The sequence below is a fragment of the Alistipes sp. CHKCI003 genome (genome assembly GCF_900021155.1).
Lineage (GTDB): Bacteria > Bacteroidota > Bacteroidia > Bacteroidales > Rikenellaceae > Alistipes > Alistipes excrementavium.
Window position 1 is genome coordinate 38,425 of record NZ_FCNT01000019.1, and the last position, 24,014, is coordinate 62,438.

Consider the following 24,014-nt stretch of genomic DNA (forward strand, 5'->3'; position numbering starts at 1 on the left):
ATGACCGACGACAGATACACCGACCAGCAGACCGACGAAATCGACGAAAGCGGCGAGGAACAGGACGAACTCTACGAACACTTCGCCCTCACGGTCGACAAGGGTCAGACCCCCATGCGTCTCGACAGGTTCCTCACCGTCCGCATGGAGCACACCTCGCGCAACCGCATACAGGCGGCGGCCGACAGCGGCAACATCCTCGTGAACGGCACGGCCGCCAAATCGAGCTACAAGATCAAGCCGCTCGACCGCATCTCGATCGTGATGCCCTATCCGCGCCGCGAGACGGAGATCGTCCCCGAGCATATCCCGCTCGAAATCGTCTATGAAGACGACGATCTGCTGGTGGTCGACAAACCGGCGGGGATGGTCGTCCACCCGGGGCACGGCAATTACAGCGGCACGCTGGTCAACGCCCTCGCGTGGCATCTGCGCGAGCTGCCCCTCTTCCGCGAGGGGAACCAGCGCGCGGGGCTCGTCCACCGCATCGACAAGAACACCTCGGGACTGCTCGTGGTAGCGAAGAACGAACTCGCCCACGCCCGGCTGGCGAAGCAGTTCTTCGACCATACGGTCCACCGCCGCTATACGGCGCTGGTCTGGGGCAACCTCCCCGAAGACGAGGGAACCATCACGGGCCACATCGGCCGCTCGCCCAAAGACCGGCTCAAGATGCACGTCTTCGCGGACGGCTCGGACGGCAAACACGCCGTTACGCATTGGCGCGTGCTGAAACGCTACGGCTACGCAACGCTCGCGGAGTGCCGTCTCGAAACGGGGCGCACGCACCAGATCCGCGTCCACATGGCGTGGCAGGGCCACCCCCTGTTCAACGACGAACGCTACGGCGGCGACCGCATCCTGAAGGGCACGACCTTCGCCAAGTACAAACAATTCATCGAGAACTGCTTCGCACTCATGCCCCGCCATGCGCTCCACGCCCGTTCGCTCGGGTTCGTACACCCGCGCACGGGCGAGGAGTTGCGCTTCGAGAGCGCGCTGCCGGAGGACTTCCGGCAGCTCGTGGAGAAGTGGGACGGCTACACCGCCTCGGCGCGCCAGTCTCTCGACGACGAATCCTGACCGACCGCCCATGTTCCTGCCCACCACCCTCAAGGAGGTACGCGCCCTCGGCTGGGACTGCCTCGACGTCATCCTCTTCACGGGCGACGCCTATGTCGATCATCCGGCCTTCGGCGCCGCCGTCGTCGGACGGCTGCTCGAAGCCGAGGGCTATCGGGTGGCGATCGTGCCGCAGCCCAACTGGCGCGACGACCTGCGCGACTTCACCAAGCTGGGCGCGCCGCGTCTGTTCTTCGGCGTCTCGGGCGGCGCGATGGACTCGATGGTCAACCACTACACGGCCAACCTGCGCCTGCGCCACGACGACGCCTACACGCCGGGCGGCAAGGCGGGTTTCCGCCCCGACCGCGCCGTCGCGGTCTACACGCGGATCCTCAAGCGGCTCTTTCCCCACACGCCCGTGGTCGCCGGCGGCATCGAGGCTTCGCTGCGCCGGCTGGCCCACTACGACTACTGGAGCGACACGGTGATGCCTTCGATCCTCGCCGACAGCGGCGCCGACCTTTTGATCTACGGCATGGGCGAGGGAGTCGTGCAGCAGGTGGCCCGTGCCATGCGCAACGGCTACAACGCCAAGCTGCTCCGCAAGATCCGGCAGGTGGCCTTCCTCGCGGACAGCGGCTATGTCGACCGCCTCGACCCCGGGACCACGATCCGTCTGCACTCCTACGAGGAGTGCGCGCGCAACGACCGCGCCTTCGGCGAGAACTTCACCGTCATCGAGACCCAGAGCAACCTCATGGAGCCGGTGCACACGCTCGTCGAACCCACGGGCGACCGCTTCGTCGTGGTCAACCCGCCGCTGGCGACCCTCTCGACCGAGGAGCTCGACCGCTCGTTCGACCTGCCCTACGAGCGGGCGCCCCATCCGCGTTATGCGGGCAAGGGGGATATTCCGGCGTGGGAGATGATCAAATTCTCGGTCAACCTCCACCGCGGCTGCTTCGGCGGCTGCTCGTTCTGCACCATCTCGGCCCATCAGGGCAAGTTCGTCCACTCGCGCAGCGAGCGTTCGATCCTCGCCGAGGTGGAGCGCATCGCCCGCATGCCCGGTTTCAAGGGCTGCCTCTCCGACGTGGGCGGCCCCTCGGCCAACATGTACGGGCTCGGCGGCCGCGACCGCACGCTCTGCGCCAAGTGCCGCCGCCCGTCGTGTCTGCATCCGAAAAAGTGCCCCAACCTCGACGACGACCACCGGCCGCTCATGGAACTCTATGCCAAGATACGGGCCGTGAAGGGGATCCGGAAGGCTTTCATCGGCAGCGGCATCCGCTACGACCTGTTCGACGGCGGCGACTACCTGCGCACCGTCCTGCGGCACCACACCTCGGGCCGCCTGAAGGTCGCGCCCGAACACACCGAGGACCGCGTGCTGCGGCTCATGCGCAAACCGCCGTTCGCCCTCTTCGAGCGCCTGAACGACGACTTCCGCCGCATCTGCCGCGAAGAGGGGCTGCCCTACCAGTTGATCCCCTATTTCATCTCGTCGCACCCGGGCTGCACGGAGACGGACATGCGTTCGCTCGCGCAAAAGGTGCTCGGCAGGCTGCACTTCACGCTCGAACAGGTGCAGGACCTCACCCCCACGCCGATGACCCTCTCGTCGGTCATGTTCCGCACGGGCGAGAATCCCTACACCCGCGAACCGGTCTACGTCGCCCGCTCGCAGGACGAAAAACGGCGGCAGAAGAGCTACTTCTTCCGCGAACGGCCCGGCGAGCGCGGGCGGCGAATCCGTGCAGGCGCCCGTCCCGATGGCGGCACCCGTCCCGGCACCGCTACCCGTGCCGAATCCGGGATCCGTTCCGGCACCCGCTCCGAAGCCATGCCCCGTTCCGAGTCCGGCATCGGGGCCGCCGACCGCCCCAAGTCCGGCGCCGGCCCCGACGCCGCCGGCCGGAAACGCAAAAAAAAGACGAGCCGCAGGTAAATACACCCGCAGCCCGTCGTCCGCCTTCCGGCGACCGTCCACCCGTCGCGGCACGATACGCCTCGGACACGGCTGTCCTTCATGCCCGCTCTACCGGATACGGCTCCTCCGGGCGCCCCCGACACTCTCCGGGCGATGCCCGGACCGCCCCCGGATTATCGAAAAAGAGGGGCGGACAACCTCCGTCCAACCATTCCGCCCCTGCCGGAACAGACACCGACAGGGGCGATTCCCGATTTTCGAGACCCGACAGACAGCCTTTCTCTCCGCAATCGTCCTCCAGCCCGGCACGCTCCGGGCAGAACGCCGACCGCACTCAGCTCCACATCGGTTTGAGCACGCCGAACAGAAGATAAGCCACGGCGAGCGTCGCCACGACGTTGAATCCCTGCGCGATGAGAAACGCCGCGAGCGGCCGCCGGTTCCCGCGCGAGAAGATGTCGCGGAAACGGGTCTCCAGCCCGATGCAGACGAACGCGATGCTGAAAAGCGTGTTGCTGAATCCCTTGGTGATCCTGCCCGCGGCCCGCGCCGTCTCCGCGTCGAGGCAGAAGCTGAAGATCAGCGACGCCAGCACGAAACCCACCACGAACTTCGGGAAGCGGCTCCAGATCACGCCGAGCGTCGGCTTCTCGCGGCGCTCCTGCCCGCTGCAAGACCAATAGAGCGAAATGGCGAAAGCCGCCAGCCCCAGCAGTACGTTCTGCGACGACTTGACGATGATGGCCGTCCGCGCGGCCTCGTCGCCCAGCATGGTACCCGACGCGGCCACGGCTCCCGTGGTGTCGATCGTGCCGCCGAGCCATGCTCCGGCGACCTCCCCGCCGAGCCCCATGAGCTCCGCGAGCCACGGCATCAGATACATCATCGGCACGGCGCAAACCAGCACAAGCGAGATGATGTACGAGAGCTTGCGGTTGTCGCCGCGAATCACGCCGCTCGTGGCGATCGCCGCCGAGACGCCGCAGATCGACACGGCGCTCGACAGCATCGTGGACATCTCTCTGTCGACCCCCAGCCGGCGCGAAATCCAGAACGCGAAGTACCACACCGCGACCACGACCACGAGCGCCTGCCCGAGCCCGTAGGCTCCCGACCGGAGCACATCGTCGAAAAGGATCGTCGAACCGAGGCAGACGATACCTATCTTTATATAAAATTCACTCTGTATCGCCGGCCTGAGCCACTCGGGCAGCCGGCACGTGTTGCCGATCGCCAGCCCGAACAGCACGGCGAAGAAGACCGATTCGAAACCCCATTCGCGCACCGGCCCGGTCGCGGCCGCGGCCGACGCCAGCACGGCCAGCGCGAAGATCGCAGCGAGCGAGAGCGCCAGCCCCCCGGCCGGCCGTCGCAGCAGCCGTTGGCACCCCGCGGTCAGCACCAGCAGAAACAGATAGAGCCCCAGCCCCTTCGCGGCGTCCGCCGGCGTTGCGAACTTCTCCGGCATGCGGGGCATCCATCCGGGTGCGGCGAGCGACAGGACGAGGATCAGCATCCCCGCCGCCACGATGATCCAATCTTCCGTCCGGAAGCGTTCCAACCGTTTTTTCATCACTCCCCCGTTTTCAGAAGATTCCGCTCAGCATGACGGCCACCACGTTGCGGTCGGCAGCGGCCGGCGCCGCATAATGTTCGTAGGTGTAGTTGAGCTGGCAGCGCAGGTGCTTCACCGGCTGCCACGTGATGCCGGCCGTGTAGTTCATCTGCCGCGTGTCGCTGTCGTCCCGGTTCTCCGTGAATGCTTCGCAGCGCACGGCGAAGAGCCACCGCCGGGCGGCACGCAGACCGCCCATCACATACCAGCCGTCGCTGCGCAGGTCGCCCGTGCGGCCGTAGATGTACTCGCTGCGAGCCACCCCGATGCCGCGGTCGTAGCCGATGCCCGCGCCGTAGCGGATGCGGCGCAGATACTCCTTGCCGTATTCGCCCCAGTAGTAGGAGCCTGCGATTTGCAGTCCGGCCACGGGCCGCACCGTCAGCCGCGCCACCAGATCCTTGCTCTTGTTGGCATCGAGGGTGTTGATCCCCTCGCCGTTGAACACGCCGACGTTGTAGCTCAGGATGTCGTATCCCTCGCGTGCGAAGAATCCGCCGTAGGCCATCAGACCCAGATCGCGCCCCGTGGCGCCCGTCATGCCGCAGACATCGTTGAAACTCACGAGCCGCGTCAGCGCCAGCGGATAGTCGATGAATTCGATCTTCAGGGGCGGATACTCCGTGTTTTCGATCGAGAAGGGGAGCTTGAACTGCCCGAGCTGGAAGTTGAGCGCCCGCAGCGGTTTGTAGCGGAGGTAGAGATCCATCAGCGCCGGCGAGACCAGCTCGGCATGCACGCAGTAATCCATACGGGGCGAAATATCGCCCTGCAACAGCACGCGCACCCGTTTGATGAAGAACTCCGACGTCCCGGCGTCGTCCGCCTCATACCCCAGTTGCAGATACCCCGATATGCGCGGCATACGCGCGAGCACCCGATCCCATGTGCGGCTGCGCTCGCTCAGACGGCGCACTTCGCTGCGCAGCCGTTCGTCCGCTTCGGGCAGCGGTTCCTGAGCCGCCGCACCCGATCCACAGAGCACGGCCAGCAGTAAAAACGGTAAAAATCTTTTCATCCTTTTCTTGCAATCGTTTCGAAGTGCAAAAAAAGGCTCTTTTTTCCGATTTTCAGTAAGCTAAAATACGTAAAATAGACTGTGCACGACGCAAAAAAGAGCATCCCCGCACGCCGTTTCCCGCGCGTCCCGAGAAGGGATCTTCCGCCGGAAAAGAGACCGTGCGGCCTCCTCTCCGTCAGCGCGGCAGCGGCATGGAGAGGGTGCGTGCGTCGAGGAAAGCGTCGGGATAGGCGCCCCAGTTCCACGCCTGACCGTTCGAGATCCAGAGCGACGTGGCGATCCGGCGCGGGGTATTGAGCGGGACGTCGATGCGCACGGGCAGCCGATTGTGCACCTGCACCACCGAAGTCTCCGACTCCCACGGGTAGACCTTGAGCCGGAGCGGAGGCAGGACCGGGAGCCGTCGTCCGCGCTCCCACTCGCGCTGCTGCTGCCCGTAGAGATCGCCGAACCGCACCTGCGGCACTTCCGAGAGCGAATCCGCGGGCCGGGGTTCCCCTCCGGATTCCGGCGGCACGGCGGCCGCAGGCGGCGTCTGGCCCCACACAGAAACGGAGCACGCAAGAAACAGGACGACAAGCAGTTTTTTCATGGCGCACAACTTTTTTATAAATCCTCCGACCTCCCCGTCCCGTTCAACGGGCCGGCGCGGCCGGTTTCCGGCTGCCTCAAAACACCTCCTGCAAAATCTTCACCGACTGCACAGCGCGAATGGCGTCGAGGTGATAGCCGTAGTAGACGAGCAGGGCATCGAGAAATCCGACCCGCTGGCGCCGGTTCAGCCCGATCTCTCCGAGACAGCGCACGTCGCACCGGATGAAATCGTCGAGCGTGCGGGCATGTTCTCCGCTCATGTATCCCGCGTGCGGCGGAGGGGTCTTCGTATAGAGCCCTTCGCGGATGTCGAAAAAGGCCCCGGCCGTATAGGCATTGCCCGGATAGAACCCCAGAAACCGGCTCAGGTTGGCCAGAAACCAGAGGTGGAAATTGGCCACTCCCTCCTCCATCGCATCCAGAGCGCCGACCGAACCCCACACGAAATCGAACAGCGGGCCGTTGGGTTCGCTCTCCCGAACCAGACGATACAAAACCTCTGCCATAAAGAGCGCGATCGTGGATTTCCGGACATCGAACGGGACCGAACGGAGCACCGCGCCGCTGCGGATCTCCCGGAAGGAGTCCATCTGCCGGCGCGGCGATTCGAGCCCTTCGAACTCCACGGCGAACATCGGCTGGAAGAGCGCCAGCTTCGAGCCGCGGCCGCGCGTGCTGCGCACCCCCTGCACCATGTAGCTGCGGCGGCCGCCGACATCGGTCAGCAGATAGACGACCATGGACGAATCGCCGTATTTCAGGGTATGCAGCACGACCCCGCGCGCCTTGTAGCTTTTCAAACCGTCCTCCCTTTTTTGCAGCGGATCATCGCCCAACCTTCGCGCGTGCGCACCTCGGCGACCGCAAAGCCGGCCCCGGCCGCCGAAGCCTCCACTTTCGGGACGTCCGCCTCGAAGAATCCGCTCAGCAGCAGGTCGCCGCCCTCGGACAGAAGCGCCGCATAGGCGGGCATCGAAGCCGTCAGCACGTTGCGGTTGATATTGGCCAGAACGAAGTCGTAGCGGCGGCCCGCCACACGGCTCACATCGCCCAGCAGCGGATGCACGCGGTCCGCCACGCCGTTCGCCGCCGCGTTGTCGCGGCAGTTGCGGTCGGCCCACTCATCGGTGTCGACGGCGTCCACCGACGCCGCGCCGCGACCTGCGGCCACGATGGCCAGCACGCCCGTGCCGCTGCCCATATCCAGCCCGCGGCGCCCTTCGACGCCCAGATCGAGCAGCGCCGACACCATGAGATACGTGGTGGCGTGGTGGCCCGTGCCGAACGACAGGCAGGGCATGACGATCACCTCGGGCATCCCCTCCGGCGCCGGTGCGTGGTGGGGCGCACGGATTCGGAGCCGCCCCTCGATCTCCACGGGCGTGAAGCCGCTCTCCCACGGCGCATTCCAATCTTCGGCGCCGAGTGCGAGGTAGCTGCGGCGCATCGCTCCGCAGCCGTCGAGCATGGCATCGACCGACGCCTTGCATTCGTCGAGCGCCTTCTGCGGGATGTACGCCTTGAGCGCACCGTCCTCCGTGAGAAAGCTCTCGAAGGGGTAATCGGCCAGCTGCGCCGTCAGGATTTCGGCCTGCAAAGCATCGGAAACGGCGATATTCAACTCCACGTAGTTCATAATTATGTAAAATTACCCTAACTTTGCCTATGCAAAGTTAACGATTTATGGCAGAAAACACGAAAAAGTGGGAGGAAATCGCCCGCCGCTACCGCACCTACATCAAGCTGGAAAAACGGCTGGCCGACAACACCGTCGAGTCGTACATGCGCGACCTCGGACAGTTCGCGCACTTCATCCTGCGCTTCTACGACGTCGCTCCGCGCCGGGTCGAAGCCGTCATGATCGAACGTTACATCGGCTGGCTCTACGACCGCGGCAAGGAGAAAACCTCGCAGGCCCGCATCCTGAGCGGCATCCGGAGCTTCTTCAACTACCTGCTGCTGACCGACGCCATCGCCGCGTCGCCCGCCGAATTCATCGACACGCCCAAATTCGGACGCCATCTGCCCGACGTGCTCACCACAGACGAGATCGACCGCATCATCGCCGCCGTCGACATGCGCACGCCCAAGGGACGCCGCGACAGCGCCATGCTCGAAGTGCTCTATTCGTGCGGACTGCGCGTCTCGGAACTCACCGCGCTCCGGCTGTCCGACCTCTTCTTCGGCGAGGGCTACATCCGCGTAACGGGCAAGGGCGACAAACAACGGCTGGTCCCCGTGAGCGCCGCCGCACGCGACAAAATCCAGCTCTACCTCGAAGAGCGTCCGCCGAAATACTCCGGCGCGGAGACCGTCTTTCTGAACAACCGCGGCACGAGCCTCACGCGCGTGATGGTCTTCACGATCATCCGTCAGGCCGCCCTCCGGGCGGGCATCGAAAAGCACATCAGCCCCCACACCTTCCGCCACTCCTTCGCCACCCATCTGCTCGAAGGGGGCGCCGGCATCCGGCAGGTGCAGGAGATGCTCGGCCACGAGAGCATCCTCACCACCGAGATCTACACCCACCTCGACAGCCGCCACCTGCGCGAAACCGTCGAAAAGCACCTGCCGATCTGAACCGCCCGCACACCGACCGGGTCGCGTCCTTCGCTCCGCCGCCGTTCCCCGGTCCGCCCCGGCTCCTACATTCCCGGTCCCGCCGCCCTTTTCACTTCACGAACATCCGCTCCGGCATCCGGACGGCGCATAACGGCGCCCGGGCCGTCCCGAAAGACGAATTTCCGCGGCCGGAGGTCCGATCTTTTTTTCGAGGGAGGGGCGTGCACGTTGCGCGTTGAAGACATCCGCGATCCGCAAAAGAAACGGAAAGAAAATCGCCTCCGACCCGCCTTCCGCTCCTTTCAAGGTCCGGATACGCAAAAAAAGGAAACGGCATGCGGCAGCGCATCCGCAGTCCGCCGCTGCCGGCAGAGCCGACACGAAGCCCCGGGCGAAGCGCAGTCCTCCGAGGCGACCGTACTGTGTCGGGAAGGAGCGGGCGGGCCGTGCTCCGCCGAAAAGAGGAAGCAGGGGGGGGGTGAGCTACACTTCGTCGAGCGGCTTGCGGCGGCAGCCGCCCAGACGGCGGAAAGCGCCCGGCGTCATCCCCGTAACGCTCTTGAAGCGGGCGCTGAAGTAAGCGGCGCTGGCATAGCGGAGCGCATCGGCGATCTCCGCGAGCGTCATCTCGCCGTAGACGAGCAGCTCTTTGGCCCGTTCGATCTTCTGAGCCGTCAGATACTTTTCGATCGTCGTGCCGGTCGCCTCGGAGAAGAGGCGGCTCAGCGAATCGTAGTCGCGGCCCAGCCGCTCCGACAGATAGTCCGACAAATTGACGTTCGGATCGCCGCCGCCGTAGTGGACCCATTCGACCACCGCGTTGCGGATGCGTTCGACCGTCTGCGCCCGCCGATCGCCGAGCAGTTCGAAGCCCAGCGGACGGAGCGCCTCGCGCACGGCTTCGAGCGTCTCCGCAGACGGCGGCTCGGGCAGCACGGCCACCCCGAGCCCGACCCGTAGGGGTTCGAGCCCGAGGCGTTCGAGTTCGCTGCGCACCGCCATGATGCAGCGGCGGCAGACCATGTTCTTGATGCGGAGCGTCCGCTCCGGCGGGGCCGTCGTGTCGTTCATGGCGTTCGGGGTTCGAGAAGTGCGATCAGTTCGTCCACGTCGCTCGCGCGCGCATCCCAGCCCAGCGCGAAGCGCACGACCGTGCGGTGTTCGTCCGCGGCCTCCCAGAAGGCGCATCCGGCCCGCTCGGAGAGTTCCGCGAGGCGTTCGTTCTCCACGACGACGAAGATCTGATTCGTGGGGTTCGCGGCGCGGAGTTCGTAGCCCTTGTCCGCAAGGGCGCGCCGCAGCTTCGCGGCGAGCGCATCGGCGCGGGCTCCCAGTCGCATGTAGAGTCCGTCGGCGAAGAGCGTGTCGAACTGAATGCCCAGCAGCCGCCCCTTGGCCAGTACGGCGCCGCGGCGCTTGGCGACGGAGAAGAAGTGTGCCGCCAGAGCCGGATCGGGGAAGACGACCGCCTCGCCGAAGAGGGCGCCGCACTTCGTGCCGCCGATGTAGAAGACGTCGCAGCAGGCGGCGACGGTCTCCAGTCCGACGTCGGTCCCTTCGGCCGCGAGCGCATAGGCCATCCGCGCCCCGTCGAGGTAGAGCGGAATCCCGTGCCGCCGGCAGACGTCGCGGAGCGCTTCGAGCTCGGCGCGGGTGTAGAGCGTCCCCCACTCCGTCGGATGCGACACGTAGACCATGCCCGGGGCGACCATGTGTTCGAAGTTGGCGTCGGCGTAGAACCGCCGGATCCACGCCTCCACCTCCGCCGCGCGGAGTTTGCCGTCGCGGTGGGGCAGCGTCAGCACCTTGTGGCCCGTGGCCTCGATGGCGCCCGCCTCGTGCACGCCGATATGCCCCGACTCGGCCGCCAGCACCCCCTGCCACGGCCTGAGCAGGGCATCCGCCGCCACGGCGTTGGTCTGCGTGCCGCCCACGGTGAAGAACACCGCGGCATCGGGGCAGCCGCAGGCGGCGCGGATCCTCTGCCGCGCACGCTCCGAGTAGGGATCGGCGCCGTAACCGGCGGTCCGTTCGAAGTTCGTCTCGGCCAGACGTTCGAGAATCCGGGGGTGCGCCCCCTCCATGTAATCGCTTTCGAAATGCAGCATCGTCTTCGGTATCTTCCGACAAAAATAAGGATAAAAAACGAAAGTCGGAGCGGCCGGGTGCAGGAAGGCCGCGCGCTGCTCCGATGCCGGACGGTTTCGGGGGCTGCGGGAACGGCCGGGACCGCCGCCGAGAAGAACCGGCTCCCCCCCCGCATGCGGCGGCGAGACGGGGAGTGCGGCGCAGACGGTTCGGTTTGCCGGATTTTTCGTACCTTTGTTTCGGGCAAACAGACGAACGGATGGCCAACATACTGATTATAGACGATGAAGAACAGCTGCGGCAATTGTTGTCCCGCATTATCGGACTGGAAGGGTACACCGTAGCCGAGGCTGCGAGCTGCGCCGAGGGACTGAAAGTCCTGCAACGCGAAACGCCCGACGTGGTGTTGTGCGACGTGAAGCTGCCCGACGGCAGCGGGGTCGACATGGTCGGGAAGATCAAGGCCCTCGCCCCGGCCGCCGAGGTGATTCTGCTGACGGCCTACGGGAACATTCCGGACGGTGTGCAGGCCATCAAGAACGGCGCGTTCGATTACATCACCAAAGGCGACGACAACAACAAGATTCTGCCGCTGCTGAGCCGCGCCTCGGAGAAAGCCCGGATGCAGCGGCGGCTGACCCGCATCGACGACAAACTCTCCGAGGAGCATTCGTTCGACCGCATCATCGGGTCGTCGGACGTGCTGCGCCGGGCCGTCGGGCTGGCCCGCAAGGTCGCCGTTACGGACACCTCCGTGCTGCTTACGGGCGAGACGGGCACGGGCAAGGAGGTTTTCGCTCAGGCCATCCACCACGCCAGCCCCCGTGCCGGGGAGGCGTTCGTGGCCGTGAACTGCTCGGCCTTTTCGAAGGAGCTGCTCGAAAGCGAGCTCTTCGGCCACAAGGCCGGAAGCTTCACCGGAGCGACGAAGGACAAGAAGGGGCTTTTCGAGGAGGCCGACCGGGGGACGCTTTTTCTCGACGAGATCGGCGAGATGCCCGTCGAGCTGCAAGCCAAATTGCTGCGCGTGCTCGAAAGCGGCGAATTTCTCCGGATCGGCGAAACCCGCCCGAGGAAAGCGGATGTGCGGATCATCGCGGCCACCAACCGCGATCTCGCGAAACAGATCGCCGCAGGGGATTTCAGGGAGGATCTCTATTTCCGGCTTTCGGTCTTCCGCATCGAGCTGCCGTCGCTGCGGGAGCGTCCGGCGGATATTGCCGAATACATCCGCTATTTCACGGCGCATTTCGCCGGCAAGATGGGCAAACGCATCGACGCGATCGACCCGCACTACGTAGCCGCGCTCGAACGCCACAACTGGCAGGGCAACGTGCGCGAGCTGCGCAACGTCGTGGAGCGCAGTCTGATCATAACCGACGGCAATGCACTGACGGCCGACAGCCTCACGCCCGAATTCCATGCGGCGGACTCCGAAGGTTCCGCCGATTCGATGGCGCTCGACGAACTCGAACGCCGCCATATCCTCCGCGTGCTGGAGTATGCGAAAGGCAACAAGGCCGAAGCCGCGCGTCTGCTGGGGATCGGCATCGCCACGCTCTACCGCAAACTGGACCATTACGGGGTGAAATAGCCCCCGAACATCTCATTTTGAGAGGGTCGCCTTATCATTTTGATAGGACGGCCCGTATTCATTGCCACGCATCCGGACATACATACCGTTGATTGTCAGACGCATGAGCATTCAGCTCCGGCTTTGGCACCGCCTTCGTATACCATGCGGCGAAACCGAACGGAGGATTCGACGATGTGGATTGCGATCATCATACTGCTTTTCGGAGGTGCGATGTACATGGCGTGCCGGATGCTCTGCGGTTTCGTGAAAATGTTGTCTAACTCTAAAAAATGAGCGAAATGAACGGAATCGTCCTTTTTGTCCTGCTCTGCGCCCTCGGGTCGCTGTGTTATTGGTTCTATTACAAATGTGTGGATTGGTTTGAAAAAATTTAAGGAAAAATGTTTACCGGACTGCTTATACTGAGCATCGTCGGGTTCGTCTACCTGACGTACGTGCTCGTGAAACCCGAAAAATTCTGATTTGTCTGTAACTCAAAACCCATTATAAATGAATACGGAAATTTTAGGCGTCGTGCTGCAATGGGTCCTGCTCGTGGTACTGTGCTATCCGCTGGGCCGCTACATGGCGAAAGTGTATAAAGGCGAGCGCACGTGGCTCGACTTCATGGCGCCCGTCGAGCGTCTCATCTACCGCCTCTGCGGCATCGACCCCTCGCAGGAGATGGACTGGAAAAAATTCCTCAAAGCCCTGCTGACGGTCAACCTCTTTTGGTTCTTCTGGGGCATGGTGCTGCTGGTTTGCCAAGGCTGGCTGCCGCTCAATCCCGACGGCAACCCCGGTCAGACCCCCGATCTGGCCTTCAATACCTGCATCTCGTTCATGGTCAATTGCAACCTCCAGCATTACAGCGGCGAGACGGGTCTGAGCTACTTCACGCAGCTGTTCGTCATCATGCTCTTCCAGTTCGTTACCGCCGCCTGCGGCATGGCCGCCATGGCAGGCATCATGAAGGCCCTCGCGGCCAAGAGCACGAAGACGATCGGCAACTTCTGGGTGTTCCTCACCAAGAGCGTAACGCGCATTCTCATGCCGCTGTCGCTCGTGGTGGGCATCCTGCTCGTCATCAACGGCACCCCCATGTCGTTCGACGGCAAACAGACCTTGACGACCCTCGAAGGCAGCGAGCAGGTCATCTCGCAGGGTCCCACGGCGGCCATCGTACCGATCAAACAGCTCGGCACCAACGGCGGCGGCTACTTCGGCACCAACTCGTCGCACCCGCTCGAAAACCCCAATGCCTTCACCAACATCCTCGAATGCTGGTCGATCCTGATCCTTCCGATGTCGATGGTCTTCGCCTTCGGCTTTTACACGCGCCGCCGCAAACTGGCCGCATGGATCTTCACGGTGATGCTCTTCGCCTTCACGACCGGCGTGGTCGTATCCGTATGGCAGGAGATGAACGGCAATCCGCATATCGACGAAATGGGCGTCGCACAGGATCTCGGTTCGATGGAGGGCAAGGAGATCCGCATCGGTTCGGGCGCTTCGGCCATGTGGGGCATGGTAACTACCGTTACGTCGAACGGCTCGGTCAACTCGATGCATGACTCGCAGACCCCGCTGAGCGGCATGCTCCAGATGCTCAACATGCAGATCAACTGTTGGTTCGGAGGTGTCGGCGTGGGCTGGATGAACTATTTCGCCTTCCTCATCATCGCCGTCTTCATCAGCGGTCTGATGGTGGGCCGCACGCCCGAGTTCCTCGGCAAAAAGGTCGAGGCGCGCGAAATGAAGATCGCCACGCTGGTCGTGCTGATGCATCCCTTCCTGATTTTGGTCGGAACGGGCATCGCGGCAGCCGTAGCGGCGGCGAATCCCGAAATCGGCTGGCTCAACAACCCCTCGTTCCACGGGTTGAGCGAAATGCTCTACGAATATACCTCTTCGGCCGCCAACAACGGTTCGGGCTTCGAGGGCCTCGCGGACAACACGCCTTTCTGGAATATTTCGACCGGCATCGCTCTCATCATGGGCCGCTATTTCCCCATCGTCGGACAAGTGGCCATCGCGGGCCTGCTCGCTTCGAAGAAATTCGTTCCCGAGAGCGCCGGAACGCTCAAAACCGATACGGGAACCTTCTCGCTGATGACCTTCGCCGTCATCATCATCGTTGCGGCACTCTCGTTCTTCCCCGCATTGGCTTTAGGCCCCATCGCCGATTATCTGACTATCTAAACTTGTCGAAAAAATGAAACGAAACAGAAATAACCGCCTTTTTGACGGCACGCTGCTGCGCCGGAGCCTGCGCGCCTCATTCGTGAAGCTCGACCCGCGCGTCATGATCAAGAACCCGATCATGTTCACCGTCGAGGCCGTAACCTTCGTCATGCTGCTGCTGATCTTCTACATCGCCTTTACGGGCGACACGTCGCAGGGATCGCTGCTCTACAACATCGTGATCTTCCTCGTGCTTCTGGCTACGGTTCTTTTCGCCAACTTCGCCGAGGCCATCGCCGAGGCCCGCGGCAAGGCACAGGCCGACAGCCTGCGCAAGACCCGCGAGGATACTCCGGCCAAGCGCATCGGCACGGACGGGAAAATACACACCGTCAGCAGTTCGGACCTCAAACAGGGGGATATTTTCGAATGCGTCGCCGGCGATACCGTGCCGGCCGACGGCGAAATCGTCGAGGGCCTCGCTTCGATCGACGAAAGCGCCATCACGGGCGAATCGGCGCCGGTGATCCGCGAAGCGGGCGGCGACAAAAGCTCCGTTACGGGCGGCACGAAGGTGCTTTCCGACCGCATTCGGGTGAAGGTAACCGCACGTCCGGGCGAGAGCTTCCTCGATCGGATGATCGCACTGGTCGAAGGTTCCTCGCGCCAGAAAACACCCAACGAAATCGCACTGACGATCCTGCTGGCCGGTTTCACGCTCGTTTTCGTGATCGTTTGCGCCACGCTCAAACCCTTTGCCGACTACGTGGGGGCCAACATCACCGTCGCTGCATTCATCTCGCTGTTCGTCTGCCTGATTCCGACCACCATCGGCGGACTGCTGTCGGCCATCGGCATCGCCGGCATGGACCGTGCGCTGTGCGCCAACGTCATCACCAAGTCGGGCAAAGCCGTCGAGACCGCCGGCGACATCGACACGCTGCTGCTGGACAAGACCGGAACCATCACGATCGGCAACCGCAAGGCCACGGCATTCCATCCGGCCGGAGGCTGCGACCGGCAGGAATTCATCCGCCGCTGCGTGCTCGCTTCGGTGGCCGACCAGACGCCCGAAGGCAAATCGGTGGTCGAACTGGGCGCCGCCGAAGGCATCCGCATCGACCCGCTGCACAGCGTCGGGGTCCGCATGGTGAAGTTCACGGCGGAAACCAAGTGCTCGGGCGTGGACATGCCCGACGGCCGACGGATCCGCAAGGGCGCGGCCGAAGCGATCCTCCGCCTCGCCGCCGAACACGGAAACGCTTGTCCGGAGGAGGTCGAGCAGACCGTGCGGCGCGTTTCGGGCAACGGCGGAACTCCCCTCGTCGTTTGCGAGAACGAAAAGATCATCGGCGTCATCGAGTTGCAGGACATCATCAAGACCGGCATCCGCGAACGTTTCGAACGTCTGCGCAGAATGGGCGTGAAGACCGTGATGGTAACGGGCGACAATCCGCTGACGGCGAAATACATCGCTCAGAAGGCCGGCGTGGACGACTTCATCGCCGAAGCCCGTCCCGAAGACAAACTCGAATACATCCGCCGCGAACAGCAGGCGGGCAAGCTGGTGGCCATGATGGGCGACGGCACGAACGACGCCCCGGCATTGGCGCAGGCCGACGTAGGCGTGGCGATGAACAGCGGTACGCAGGCCGCCAAGGAGGCGGGCAACATGGTGGACCTCGACAACGATCCCACGAAACTGATCGAGATCGTCGAGATCGGCAAGCAGCTGCTAATGACGCGCGGCACGCTGACGACCTTTTCCATCGCCAACGACGTGGCCAAGTATTTCGCCATCGTCCCCGCCCTGTTCATCACCTCGATTCCGGCTCTGCAAAGCCTGAACATCATGCATCTGCATTCGCCCGAGAGCGCCATTCTGTCGGCCGTGATCTTCAATGCGATCATCATCCCGCTGCTGATTCCGCTGGCGCTGCGCGGCGTAACGTACAAACCGATCGGCGCATCGGCGCTGCTGCGGCGCAACCTCTTCATTTACGGATTGGGCGGCATCGTCGCGCCGTTCATCGGCATCAAATTGATCGACATGTTCATTAGTATGTTTTTTTAGATAATGCTTCAACCATGAAAAATCTTTGGATTTCCCTCAAGATCACGCTGGCGATGTGCCTGTTGCTGAGCGTGGGATATGTACTCGTACTGCGCGGCGCGGCGGCCGTGGCGGGACCGAACGACGGCGAAGCCGACGTCGTGGCGTACGGCGGCCGGATCGTCGGAGCCGCCAACGTCGGACAGCAGTTCACCGATGTCCGCTATTTCTGGGGCCGCCCCTCGGCCGTGGATTACAACGGCGGCGGTTCGGGCGGCAGCAACAAAGCCACGACGAACCCCGACTACCTCGCCGAAGTGGAGCAGCGCATCGAAACGTTCCTCGCGGCGCATCCCTACCTTACCCGCGAGGAGGTTCCCTCCGAGATGGTTACGGCCAGCGGCTCGGGACTCGACCCCGACATCTCGCCCCGCGGAGCGCAGGTGCAGGTGCAGCGCGTCGCCGAAGCCCGCGGACTGGATGCCGCGACCGTACGGAACATCGTCGATTCGCTGACCCGGAAGCCGTGGCTGGGACTTTTCGGCACGCCGAAAGTCAACGTGCTCCGCCTGAATGTGGCCCTCGAAACCCTGCAACCGAACGTAACCGAATAACCCGAACATGAAAAAACCGAAATTGGATAAAAGTATGAAACGCTGGATTATCGTCATGATCGCCGGACTGGCGGCGCTCTTCACCTTGGATGTCTGCGCACAGGAGCGCGGCGTAAAATTCACGGGCGGCACGGACCTCGTAAGCACCTACCTGTGGCGGGGCGTCTACGAAAGCGGACCCGCCTTCCAGCCGACGCTGGCGATGAATGTCGGGAATTTCTCGGCGACGGCATGGGGTTCGGTCGATTTCGACGGCAGCTACAAGGAGATGGACCTCACGCTGGCCTACGCGATCGGTCCCGTAACGGTTTCGCTGGCCGACCTCTACTGGACGGGGCACGACGACGACCGCTATTTCCGCTTCGACGGCAGTTCGCCCCACCGCATCGAAGCGGGCATCAGCTGGGTCGTATCGCAAAAGGTTCCGTTTACGCTGTCGTGGTATACGATTCTCTTCGGCGCCGCCGACATCAACGACCGGGGCGAGCGTGCCTATGCTTCGTACTTCGAAGTGGCATATCCCTTCACCGTGAAGACGATCGACATGAAAGCCGGCGTCGGCATGGTGCCGTGGAATGCTGCGGCGACTTATCTTACCGGAGACCGCGGGTTCTGCGTGCAGAATGTCTTCCTCAATGCCGGCAAGAACTGGGCCATCAAGGGGATGTCTTCGATGTCGATCGGAATTTTCACCAATCTCGTTTGGAATCCTGCGCTGGAAGACGTCAACTTCGTGGGAGGAGTCTCTTTCAGAATGTAAAATGGAAAAACAGGACAGCGTACAGCGTTTCCTCGAACTGATCCGGTCGTCGCACCGGGGCAAGTTCAAGATCTATATCGGCATGAGTGCCGGTGTAGGCAAGACTTACCGCATGTTGCAGGAGGCGCATCAGCTGCTCGATGCCGGTGTGGACGTGTGCATCGGCTATGTCGAAACGCACGGCCGTGCGGAGACGGAAGCCCTCATCGCGGGGCTTCCGCTTCTGCCGCGCCGTAAAATTTTCTATAAGGGGAAAGAGCTGGACGAGATGGATACGCAGGCGATCATCAACCTGCATCCCGAGATCGTCGTCGTCGACGAACTGGCGCACACCAACGTCGAAGGCAGCGGCAATCCCAAACGCTGGCAGGATGTGATGCAGATTCTCGAAGCGGGCATCAGCGTCATCTCCGCGGTGAACATCCAGCATATCGAGAGCCTGAACGAAGCTGTCGAACAAATCACGGGTGTCGAGGTCCGCGAGCGGATTCCGGACAGCGTGCTGGCGACGGCCGACGAAGTGGTCAACATCGACCTCACGGCCGATGAACTGATCGACAGGCTCAAAGCCGGAAAGGTTTACCGTTCCGACAAGATCGCGGCCGCATTGAACAATTTCTTCACGCAGGACAATCTGCTGCAACTGCGCGAACTGGCGCTCAAGGAGGTCGCCATGCGGGTGGGAAAGAAGGTCGAAAATCAGGTCGCCGAGGGAGACAAAGCCCTGCACGACCGGATTCTGGCGGTGATCGACAGCAGCGAGAAAAGGGCCCGCCGCGTCATACGCAAGACGGCGCGCATGGCCACGCATCTGAATGCCCTGTTCACGGTGCTCTACATCCAGAGCGACCGCGAAGCCTCCGACCGCATTCCGCTGGCCCGGCAGCGCTACCTGATAAACAACCTCGATCTCGCCGCCGAGCTCGGCGGCGAGATCCGGCGGATCCACTCCAATGCTCCCGTGGCGGCGATCATCAAACTCTGCGAGGAGCAAAAAATCAGTATCGTCTGCATCGCACGTCCTGAATTTTCGCTATTTTCGCTGTTGAAAAACGCAATCGACCTGCGGCGGCTCCTCGGAAAACTGTCGCGCATGAACATCGACCTTTTTATTATGTCCTGAACCATGAGAATACAACGGAGAATAACCCTCGGTATCGCCATTCTTTTCGCCATGATCCTGCTGCTGGGAATCCAATCGGTGAACTATGTCCGCCAGCTTTCGCAGGCGACGGGGACCATTCTCGCCGACAATTACAACTCGCTGCAATATGCCGGGGAGATGCTCCGGTCGCTGAACGACATCGGACAGGATTCCCTGTCGCGCCACACCCTGCGCCGGAATCTTGCCAAGCAACAGCAGAACATCACCGAGATCAGCGAGAAGGAGATGACCGCAGCGCTCGAACGCCGCATCTCCACGCTGAGCGATCCGGTAACGGAGGCCGAAATCCGCAACGTGCGCGAGGATCTGTTCCGCATCATGGAACTCAATATGGCGGCCATCCGCACCAAGAGCGCCGCCGTCGAAGAGCGCGCCGACTACGTGCTGTGGTGGCTCGCCGCGATCGCGGCTTTGTGCGCCGTCGTCGCCGGCGCCATTCTGGTCTGGTTCCCCCGTTCCGTGCTGCGTCCGATCGACGAGCTGAAAAAAGGCATCCGCGAAATAGCCAATCACAACTACCAGAAACGGCTGGATTTCGAGGGCAACCGCGAGTTCGAGGCCGTTGCGGCCTCGTTCAACGACATGGCCGCCAAACTCGACGAATACCGCCGCAGTTCGCTCGACGATCTGATGACGGCGAAAAAGCGCATCGAAGCCATTGTCAACACGCTGCACGAGCCGATCGTCGGTTTGGGACCCGACCGCAAGATCCTCTTCATGAACCGCGAGGCGCTCGCCGTGCTCAACCTGCAGGCCGACGCCGTGGGACGCAATGCCGCCGAAGTCGCCCTCTCGAACGACCTGCTGCGGCGGCTCATCCGCGGACTTTACGACGGCGGAAAAGCGAACGACGAACCGCTGAAAATTTATGCCGACGACAAGGAAAGTTACTTTCAGGTGGAGAACACGCCGCTGTACATCACTCCCGTAGGCGGACGCGAACAACAGTTCGTCGGCAATCTGATCGTGCTGAACAACATCACCCGCTTCAAGGAGCTGGATTCGGCCAAGACCAACTTCATTTCGACCCTCTCGCACGAGATGAAAACCCCGATTTCGTCGATCCTGATGAGCCTGCAACTGCTCGGAGACGACCGTTTGGGCGGTCTGAATGCGGAACAGCGACAACTCGTCGGCAGCATCAAGGACAGCAGCGACCGCCTGCTCTCCATCACGGGCGAACTGCTCAATCTGACGCAGATCGAAACGGGCAAGCTCAAGCTCATGCCCAAAATAACCAAACCCATCGAACTGATCGACTACGCCATAAAAGCCACCCAAGTGCTGGCCGAACGTTTCTGCTGCTTCGTCGAGGTGGACTACCCCGAGAAAATCTCGAAGCTCTACGTCGACAACGAAAAAATCGCATGGGTCATCACCAACCTGTTGTCGAACGCCATCCACCATTCGCCCGAGCGGTCGCGCATCATCGTCGGCGCCGTGCAGCGGGAAAAGGCCGTCGAAATTTTCGTGCAGGATTTCGGACGCGGCATCGATCCCCGCTACCACAAAAGCATCTTCGAACGGTATTTCCGCGTTCCCGGCACGAAGGTGCAGGGCAGCGGTCTGGGACTGGCCATTTCGAAGGAGTTCGTCGAGGCCCACGGGGGCTCGATCTCCATCGACAGCGAAATCGGCCGCGGCAGCCGCTTTACGATCACGCTTCCGACCTGCTGACCCGATTCCCGGCCGGAGCCGGCGGGGACGGACAGACCGCCCGCCGCGGCACCTCCCCCGGTAGCTTCCCCGAAACCTCCCGAGCCCGGACGTCTCTCCGGGCATGCATTCGGTCCGCCGACGGACCCGAACCGGCTCCGCAGCCCGCAGCGATCCTGCGCGACGCGGGCCGGTTTTTTATTTTATCGAAAAACGATAAATATTTTTTGAAATTCAAAATTTATATTTATATTTGTTCCCGACAAACCGCGGCACGGAAACCGCAGCGGCAGCGAAACGGAAAGCACCGGGGCCTGCGCGCGCTCCGGCCGCGATCCTCAACCCGACCGAACGTTTTCGACGAATCGGAGGGCGGCTCCGAATCCGACCGGAGAGGAGCGAGGCGGGAAACGACGGCTTCGGCCCGGCGAAAACGCCGGGCCGCACACGGTCCGGCCCGGCCCGGGAAGCGCCGAGGATGCGAAAACGGTCGCAAAAAGCGAACGAACAGATGGATATTCTGAGAGTGGAACACGTTTCCAAACACTTCGCCCAGCACACGGCGCTCGACGACGTGTCGCTCGCCGTCCCCCGCGGCTCGGTCTACGGCCTGCTGGGGCCCAACGGCGCAGGCAAGACGACGCTCATCCGCATCATCAACCGCATCACGGCCCCCGACACGGGCCGCGTCCTGCTCGGCGACCGCGAGATCCGGCCCGAGGACGTCCGCCGGATCGGCTATCTGCCCGAAGAGCGCGGCCTCTACAAGAAGATGAAGGTCGGCGAACAGGCCGTGTTTTTCGCCCGCCTCAAAGGGCTCTCGCGCCGCGAAGCCGTCGCACGCCTCAAGGTGTGGTTCCGCAAATTCGGCATCGAGAACTGGTGGGACAAGAAGATCGAAGAGCTCTCGAAGGGTATGGCCCAGAAGGTGCAGTTCATCGTTACGGTGCTCCACGAACCCGAACTGCTCATCTTCGACGAGCCCTTCTCGGGCTTCGACCCCATCAACGCCAACCTGCTCAAGGAGGAGATTCTGGCCCTGCGCGACAAGGGTGCGACGGTGATCTTCTCGACGCACAACATGTCGTCGGTCGAGGAGGTCTGCGACCACATCACGCTCATCGACCGATCGCACAACATCCTTTCGGGCCGCGTGGACGACATCCGCCACAGCCACGGCAACAACATCTTCGAGATCGCCTACCGCGGCGACGAAGCCGCCCTGCGCGCCGCGGCGGCCGGGCGGTGCGAAATACTCGAAGGCTCCGAAACGCAGTCGGTCTACCGGACCCTCAAACTCCATGTCGAACGCGACGCCGAGGTGCGCGGCGTCCTCGGGGCGCTCAACGAGGCGGTCGAGATCCGCTCCTTCACCGAGATCATCCCTTCGATGAACGACATCTTCATCCGCGCCGTGAACGGTTCCCTTTAACGAATCCGAATCGCATGAGACAGAAAGAGATCAGCAGTTTTTCCTACGGCGTGCTGGCGGCATTGGGCCTCGGCGGAGTGCTTTTCGGCCTGCTCGGCCCCGGCGGCTCGCCCGGCAGCGCGGCGGTCGGGGCGCTCTTCGCGGTGCTGGGCCTCGGAGGCATCGTCCGCAACAGCCGCAAACGCCGGAGCTCCGGAGCGGACGCCTCCGATAATCGCGAACACAACCAACCGCAACGTTAATACCCGTATATCCCATGTCGAACATCTCCATCGTCATAGGGCGCGAATTCAACGAGCGCGTCCGCAAAAAGTCCTTCATCATCACCACGCTCCTCATGCCCGTGCTGCTGATCGCCCTGATGGCCGCACCCGCGCTGATCCTACAGTTTTCGCGGGGCGAAACCAAGCGCATCGCCGTGATCGACGAGAGCGGTCTGGTGCTGCCCCGGCTGGAGAGCGACGCCGACGTCGAGTTCGAAGCCGCCGGGCTGAGCGTCGAGGAGGCGCGCCGCGAGCTCACCGACCGCTTCGGCGTGCTCTGGATCGGAGCCGACGTCCTCTCGAATCCGGGCGACGTGAAACTCTATGCCAACTCCTCGTCGTCCCTGACGCTCGAAGAGGGGCTGAGCCGCCGGATCGAGGAGGTGCTCGAAGCCGAGAAACTCAAGCGTTACGACATCGAGAACCTCGCACAGATTCTCGACGAGGTGAAAACCACCGTAACGATCCAGACCTTCCGCAACGACGAATCGCAGGAGGAGGATGCGCAGGCCAAGTCGTCGGCCGTCTCCGCCTTCATGGGCTTTGGGCTGGGCATGGTGCTCTACATGTTTCTTCTGATCTACGGCGCGATGGTCATGCAGTCGGTCATCGAGGAGAAGAACAGCCGCGTGCTGGAGGTGGTCGTATCGTCCGTGCGGCCCTTCGACCTCATGATGGGCAAAATCCTCGGCATCGCATGCGTCGCCGTGGTGCAAATCCTCTTGTGGGCCGTGCTCGTCGTCGGCATCGGCGCTCTGGTCATGCCCCGCCTCATGCCGGCCGACCTCATGGCCAACGCACAGGCCATGCAATCCGGCGCACTCGACACCGCGAGCGCCGCAGCCGCCGCGGGCGTCGATCCGGGCATGCTCCACGCGGTCGCCACGGCCATGGATTTCGGCTATGTGGCCGCGATCCTGAGCTACCTGCTGCTGTTCCTCGTAGGCGGCTACCTGCTCTATTCGGCCATGTTCGCCGCCGTGGGTTCGAGCGTCGACAACATACAGGACGCCCAGCAGCTCCAGACCCCCATCATGATTCCGATCGTTCTCGGCTTCTTCGTGGCCATGTCGGTGATGAACGATCCCAATTCGTCCGTCGCCTTCTGGTTCTCGATCATCCCCTTCACTTCGCCCATCGTGATGATCGCCCGCATCCCTTGCGGCATTCCCGCATGGGAGATCCTCCTCTCGCTCGTGCTGCTCTACGCATCGTTCGTGGTGATGGTGTGGCTCGCAGCCAAGATCTACCGGGTGGGCATCTTCATGTACGGCAAGAAACCGTCGTTCAAGGAGCTTTACAAGTGGCTGCGCTATAAATACTGATCGGTCCGGGCCCTGCGCCGTGCAGCCCGGCTGCCACCCCCTTCCCGAGCCCCTTCTCCCGACGCCGCAGATGCCGGGAATACGAGGCCGGCCCCCCGCAACGGCAGGGGG

The 24,014-nt window shown here is 62.9% G+C and carries 21 protein-coding genes; 14 read left to right on the forward strand and 7 right to left on the reverse strand.

Annotated elements, in window-relative coordinates; genetic code table 11:
• Both BN3659_RS03480 and BN3659_RS03485 read left to right on the forward strand, forming a co-directional pair.
• The gene (locus BN3659_RS03480) at positions 1-1,083 is read left to right on the forward strand and encodes an RluA family pseudouridine synthase (RefSeq protein WP_091534609.1); all 1,083 of its coding nucleotides are present in this window, start codon (positions 1-3) and stop codon (positions 1,081-1,083) included.
• 10 nt (positions 1,084-1,093) lie between these two features.
• Entirely contained in the window at positions 1,094-3,013 is a 1,920-nt protein-coding gene (locus BN3659_RS03485; protein ID WP_091534611.1) for a YgiQ family radical SAM protein, read from the forward strand.
• Between the two features lie 316 nt (positions 3,014-3,329).
• On the opposite strand, the gene BN3659_RS03490 is transcribed toward BN3659_RS03485, so the two are convergent.
• From BN3659_RS03490 to prmA, 5 genes are all read right to left on the reverse strand, one after another.
• Positions 3,330-4,568 carry a YeiH family protein gene (locus tag BN3659_RS03490; RefSeq protein ID WP_091534613.1) on the reverse strand — a complete coding sequence of 413 codons (1,239 nt, stop codon included), beginning with the start codon at positions 4,566-4,568 and terminating at the stop codon, positions 3,330-3,332.
• A 13-nt stretch (positions 4,569-4,581) separates the two neighbouring features.
• The gene (locus BN3659_RS03495; protein ID WP_091534614.1) at positions 4,582-5,628 is read right to left on the reverse strand and encodes a porin; all 1,047 of its coding nucleotides are present in this window, start codon (positions 5,626-5,628) and stop codon (positions 4,582-4,584) included.
• A 178-nt stretch (positions 5,629-5,806) separates the two neighbouring features.
• The gene (locus BN3659_RS03500; RefSeq protein ID WP_091534616.1) at positions 5,807-6,223 is read right to left on the reverse strand and encodes a hypothetical protein; all 417 of its coding nucleotides are present in this window, start codon (positions 6,221-6,223) and stop codon (positions 5,807-5,809) included.
• Between the two features lie 76 nt (positions 6,224-6,299).
• Positions 6,300-7,025: a DNA repair protein RecO gene (recO, locus tag BN3659_RS03505; protein WP_091534617.1), complete on the reverse strand. Its 726-nt coding sequence runs from the start codon at positions 7,023-7,025 to the stop codon at positions 6,300-6,302.
• Entirely contained in the window at positions 7,022-7,861 is an 840-nt protein-coding gene (prmA, locus tag BN3659_RS03510; RefSeq protein WP_091534618.1) for a 50S ribosomal protein L11 methyltransferase, read from the reverse strand. Before prmA ends, recO begins: the two co-directional genes overlap by 4 nt.
• Positions 7,862-7,908: 47 nt before the next feature.
• Here prmA and xerA point away from each other — a divergent pair, with 47 nt between their 5' ends.
• Complete coding sequence (xerA, locus tag BN3659_RS03515; protein WP_091534620.1) at positions 7,909-8,805, forward strand: site-specific tyrosine recombinase/integron integrase; 897 nt, start codon at positions 7,909-7,911, stop codon at positions 8,803-8,805.
• 465 nt (positions 8,806-9,270) lie between these two features.
• Here the strand turns inward: xerA and BN3659_RS03525 are convergent, their stop codons facing one another.
• Together BN3659_RS03525 and BN3659_RS03530 are read right to left on the reverse strand one after the other, a co-directional pair.
• Positions 9,271-9,858: a helix-turn-helix domain-containing protein gene (locus BN3659_RS03525; RefSeq protein ID WP_091534622.1), complete on the reverse strand. Its 588-nt coding sequence runs from the start codon at positions 9,856-9,858 to the stop codon at positions 9,271-9,273.
• Positions 9,855-10,895, reverse strand: coding sequence for a threonine aldolase family protein (locus BN3659_RS03530; protein WP_091534623.1), 1,041 nt, complete (start codon positions 10,893-10,895; stop codon positions 9,855-9,857). The genes BN3659_RS03525 and BN3659_RS03530 overlap by 4 nt, the downstream gene beginning before the upstream one ends.
• A 239-nt stretch (positions 10,896-11,134) precedes the next feature.
• Here BN3659_RS03530 and BN3659_RS03535 point away from each other — a divergent pair, with 239 nt between their 5' ends.
• The 11 genes from BN3659_RS03535 to BN3659_RS03585 all read left to right on the forward strand — a co-directional run bounded on the left by BN3659_RS03535 (position 11,135) and on the right by BN3659_RS03585 (position 23,903).
• Complete coding sequence (locus BN3659_RS03535; protein ID WP_091534624.1) at positions 11,135-12,469, forward strand: sigma-54-dependent transcriptional regulator; 1,335 nt, start codon at positions 11,135-11,137, stop codon at positions 12,467-12,469.
• A 383-nt stretch (positions 12,470-12,852) separates the two neighbouring features.
• Complete coding sequence (locus BN3659_RS03540; RefSeq protein WP_091534625.1) at positions 12,853-12,933, forward strand: potassium-transporting ATPase subunit F; 81 nt, start codon at positions 12,853-12,855, stop codon at positions 12,931-12,933.
• 28 nt (positions 12,934-12,961) lie between these two features.
• The gene (kdpA, locus tag BN3659_RS03545; protein WP_091534627.1) at positions 12,962-14,653 is read left to right on the forward strand and encodes a potassium-transporting ATPase subunit KdpA; all 1,692 of its coding nucleotides are present in this window, start codon (positions 12,962-12,964) and stop codon (positions 14,651-14,653) included.
• Between the two features lie 13 nt (positions 14,654-14,666).
• The gene (gene kdpB / locus BN3659_RS03550) at positions 14,667-16,709 is read left to right on the forward strand and encodes a potassium-transporting ATPase subunit KdpB (RefSeq protein WP_091534629.1); all 2,043 of its coding nucleotides are present in this window, start codon (positions 14,667-14,669) and stop codon (positions 16,707-16,709) included.
• A 14-nt stretch (positions 16,710-16,723) separates the two neighbouring features.
• Entirely contained in the window at positions 16,724-17,302 is a 579-nt protein-coding gene (locus BN3659_RS03555) for a K(+)-transporting ATPase subunit C (protein ID WP_091534631.1), read from the forward strand.
• A 34-nt stretch (positions 17,303-17,336) separates the two neighbouring features.
• A complete protein-coding gene (locus BN3659_RS03560; RefSeq protein ID WP_224757796.1) occupies positions 17,337-18,062 on the forward strand; it encodes a hypothetical protein in 726 nt (241 codons plus the stop codon).
• Between the two features lies 1 nt (position 18,063).
• Complete coding sequence (locus tag BN3659_RS03565) at positions 18,064-19,185, forward strand: sensor protein KdpD (RefSeq protein WP_091534632.1); 1,122 nt, start codon at positions 18,064-18,066, stop codon at positions 19,183-19,185.
• Between the two features lie 3 nt (positions 19,186-19,188).
• Positions 19,189-20,904, forward strand: a complete 1,716-nt coding sequence (locus BN3659_RS03570; protein ID WP_091534634.1) for a sensor histidine kinase — start codon at positions 19,189-19,191, stop codon at positions 20,902-20,904.
• A 490-nt stretch (positions 20,905-21,394) separates the two neighbouring features.
• Positions 21,395-22,315: an ABC transporter ATP-binding protein gene (locus BN3659_RS03575; RefSeq protein WP_091534636.1), complete on the forward strand. Its 921-nt coding sequence runs from the start codon at positions 21,395-21,397 to the stop codon at positions 22,313-22,315.
• A 14-nt stretch (positions 22,316-22,329) separates the two neighbouring features.
• Entirely contained in the window at positions 22,330-22,557 is a 228-nt protein-coding gene (locus tag BN3659_RS03580) for a hypothetical protein (RefSeq protein WP_091534637.1), read from the forward strand.
• 14 nt (positions 22,558-22,571) lie between these two features.
• Complete coding sequence (locus tag BN3659_RS03585; RefSeq protein WP_091534639.1) at positions 22,572-23,903, forward strand: ABC transporter permease; 1,332 nt, start codon at positions 22,572-22,574, stop codon at positions 23,901-23,903.
• Positions 23,904-24,014 lie beyond the last annotated feature (111 nt).

What these genes read in the sequence shown, in the direction of transcription:
- prmA (WP_091534618.1), bottom strand. Translation starts at nt 7,861, where the DNA reads ATGAACTACGTGGAGTTGAATATCGCCGTTTCCGATGCTTTGCAGGCC.
- BN3659_RS03580 (WP_091534637.1), top strand. Translation starts at nt 22,330, where the DNA reads ATGAGACAGAAAGAGATCAGCAGTTTTTCCTACGGCGTGCTGGCGGCA.
- BN3659_RS03575 (WP_091534636.1), top strand. Translation starts at nt 21,395, where the DNA reads ATGGATATTCTGAGAGTGGAACACGTTTCCAAACACTTCGCCCAGCAC.
- BN3659_RS03490 (WP_091534613.1), bottom strand. Translation starts at nt 4,568, where the DNA reads ATGAAAAAACGGTTGGAACGCTTCCGGACGGAAGATTGGATCATCGTG.
- BN3659_RS03540 (WP_091534625.1), top strand. Translation starts at nt 12,853, where the DNA reads ATGTTTACCGGACTGCTTATACTGAGCATCGTCGGGTTCGTCTACCTG.
- BN3659_RS03555 (WP_091534631.1), top strand. Translation starts at nt 16,724, where the DNA reads ATGAAAAATCTTTGGATTTCCCTCAAGATCACGCTGGCGATGTGCCTG.
- BN3659_RS03485 (WP_091534611.1), top strand. Translation starts at nt 1,094, where the DNA reads ATGTTCCTGCCCACCACCCTCAAGGAGGTACGCGCCCTCGGCTGGGAC.
- xerA (WP_091534620.1), top strand. Translation starts at nt 7,909, where the DNA reads ATGGCAGAAAACACGAAAAAGTGGGAGGAAATCGCCCGCCGCTACCGC.
- BN3659_RS03585 (WP_091534639.1), top strand. Translation starts at nt 22,572, where the DNA reads ATGTCGAACATCTCCATCGTCATAGGGCGCGAATTCAACGAGCGCGTC.
- BN3659_RS03535 (WP_091534624.1), top strand. Translation starts at nt 11,135, where the DNA reads ATGGCCAACATACTGATTATAGACGATGAAGAACAGCTGCGGCAATTG.
- kdpB (WP_091534629.1), top strand. Translation starts at nt 14,667, where the DNA reads ATGAAACGAAACAGAAATAACCGCCTTTTTGACGGCACGCTGCTGCGC.
- BN3659_RS03560 (WP_224757796.1), top strand. Translation starts at nt 17,337, where the DNA reads ATGAAACGCTGGATTATCGTCATGATCGCCGGACTGGCGGCGCTCTTC.
- BN3659_RS03565 (WP_091534632.1), top strand. Translation starts at nt 18,064, where the DNA reads ATGGAAAAACAGGACAGCGTACAGCGTTTCCTCGAACTGATCCGGTCG.
- BN3659_RS03570 (WP_091534634.1), top strand. Translation starts at nt 19,189, where the DNA reads ATGAGAATACAACGGAGAATAACCCTCGGTATCGCCATTCTTTTCGCC.
- BN3659_RS03500 (WP_091534616.1), bottom strand. Translation starts at nt 6,223, where the DNA reads ATGAAAAAACTGCTTGTCGTCCTGTTTCTTGCGTGCTCCGTTTCTGTG.
- BN3659_RS03480 (WP_091534609.1), top strand. Translation starts at nt 1, where the DNA reads ATGACCGACGACAGATACACCGACCAGCAGACCGACGAAATCGACGAA.
- BN3659_RS03525 (WP_091534622.1), bottom strand. Translation starts at nt 9,858, where the DNA reads ATGAACGACACGACGGCCCCGCCGGAGCGGACGCTCCGCATCAAGAAC.
- BN3659_RS03530 (WP_091534623.1), bottom strand. Translation starts at nt 10,895, where the DNA reads ATGCTGCATTTCGAAAGCGATTACATGGAGGGGGCGCACCCCCGGATT.
- kdpA (WP_091534627.1), top strand. Translation starts at nt 12,962, where the DNA reads ATGAATACGGAAATTTTAGGCGTCGTGCTGCAATGGGTCCTGCTCGTG.
- BN3659_RS03495 (WP_091534614.1), bottom strand. Translation starts at nt 5,628, where the DNA reads ATGAAAAGATTTTTACCGTTTTTACTGCTGGCCGTGCTCTGTGGATCG.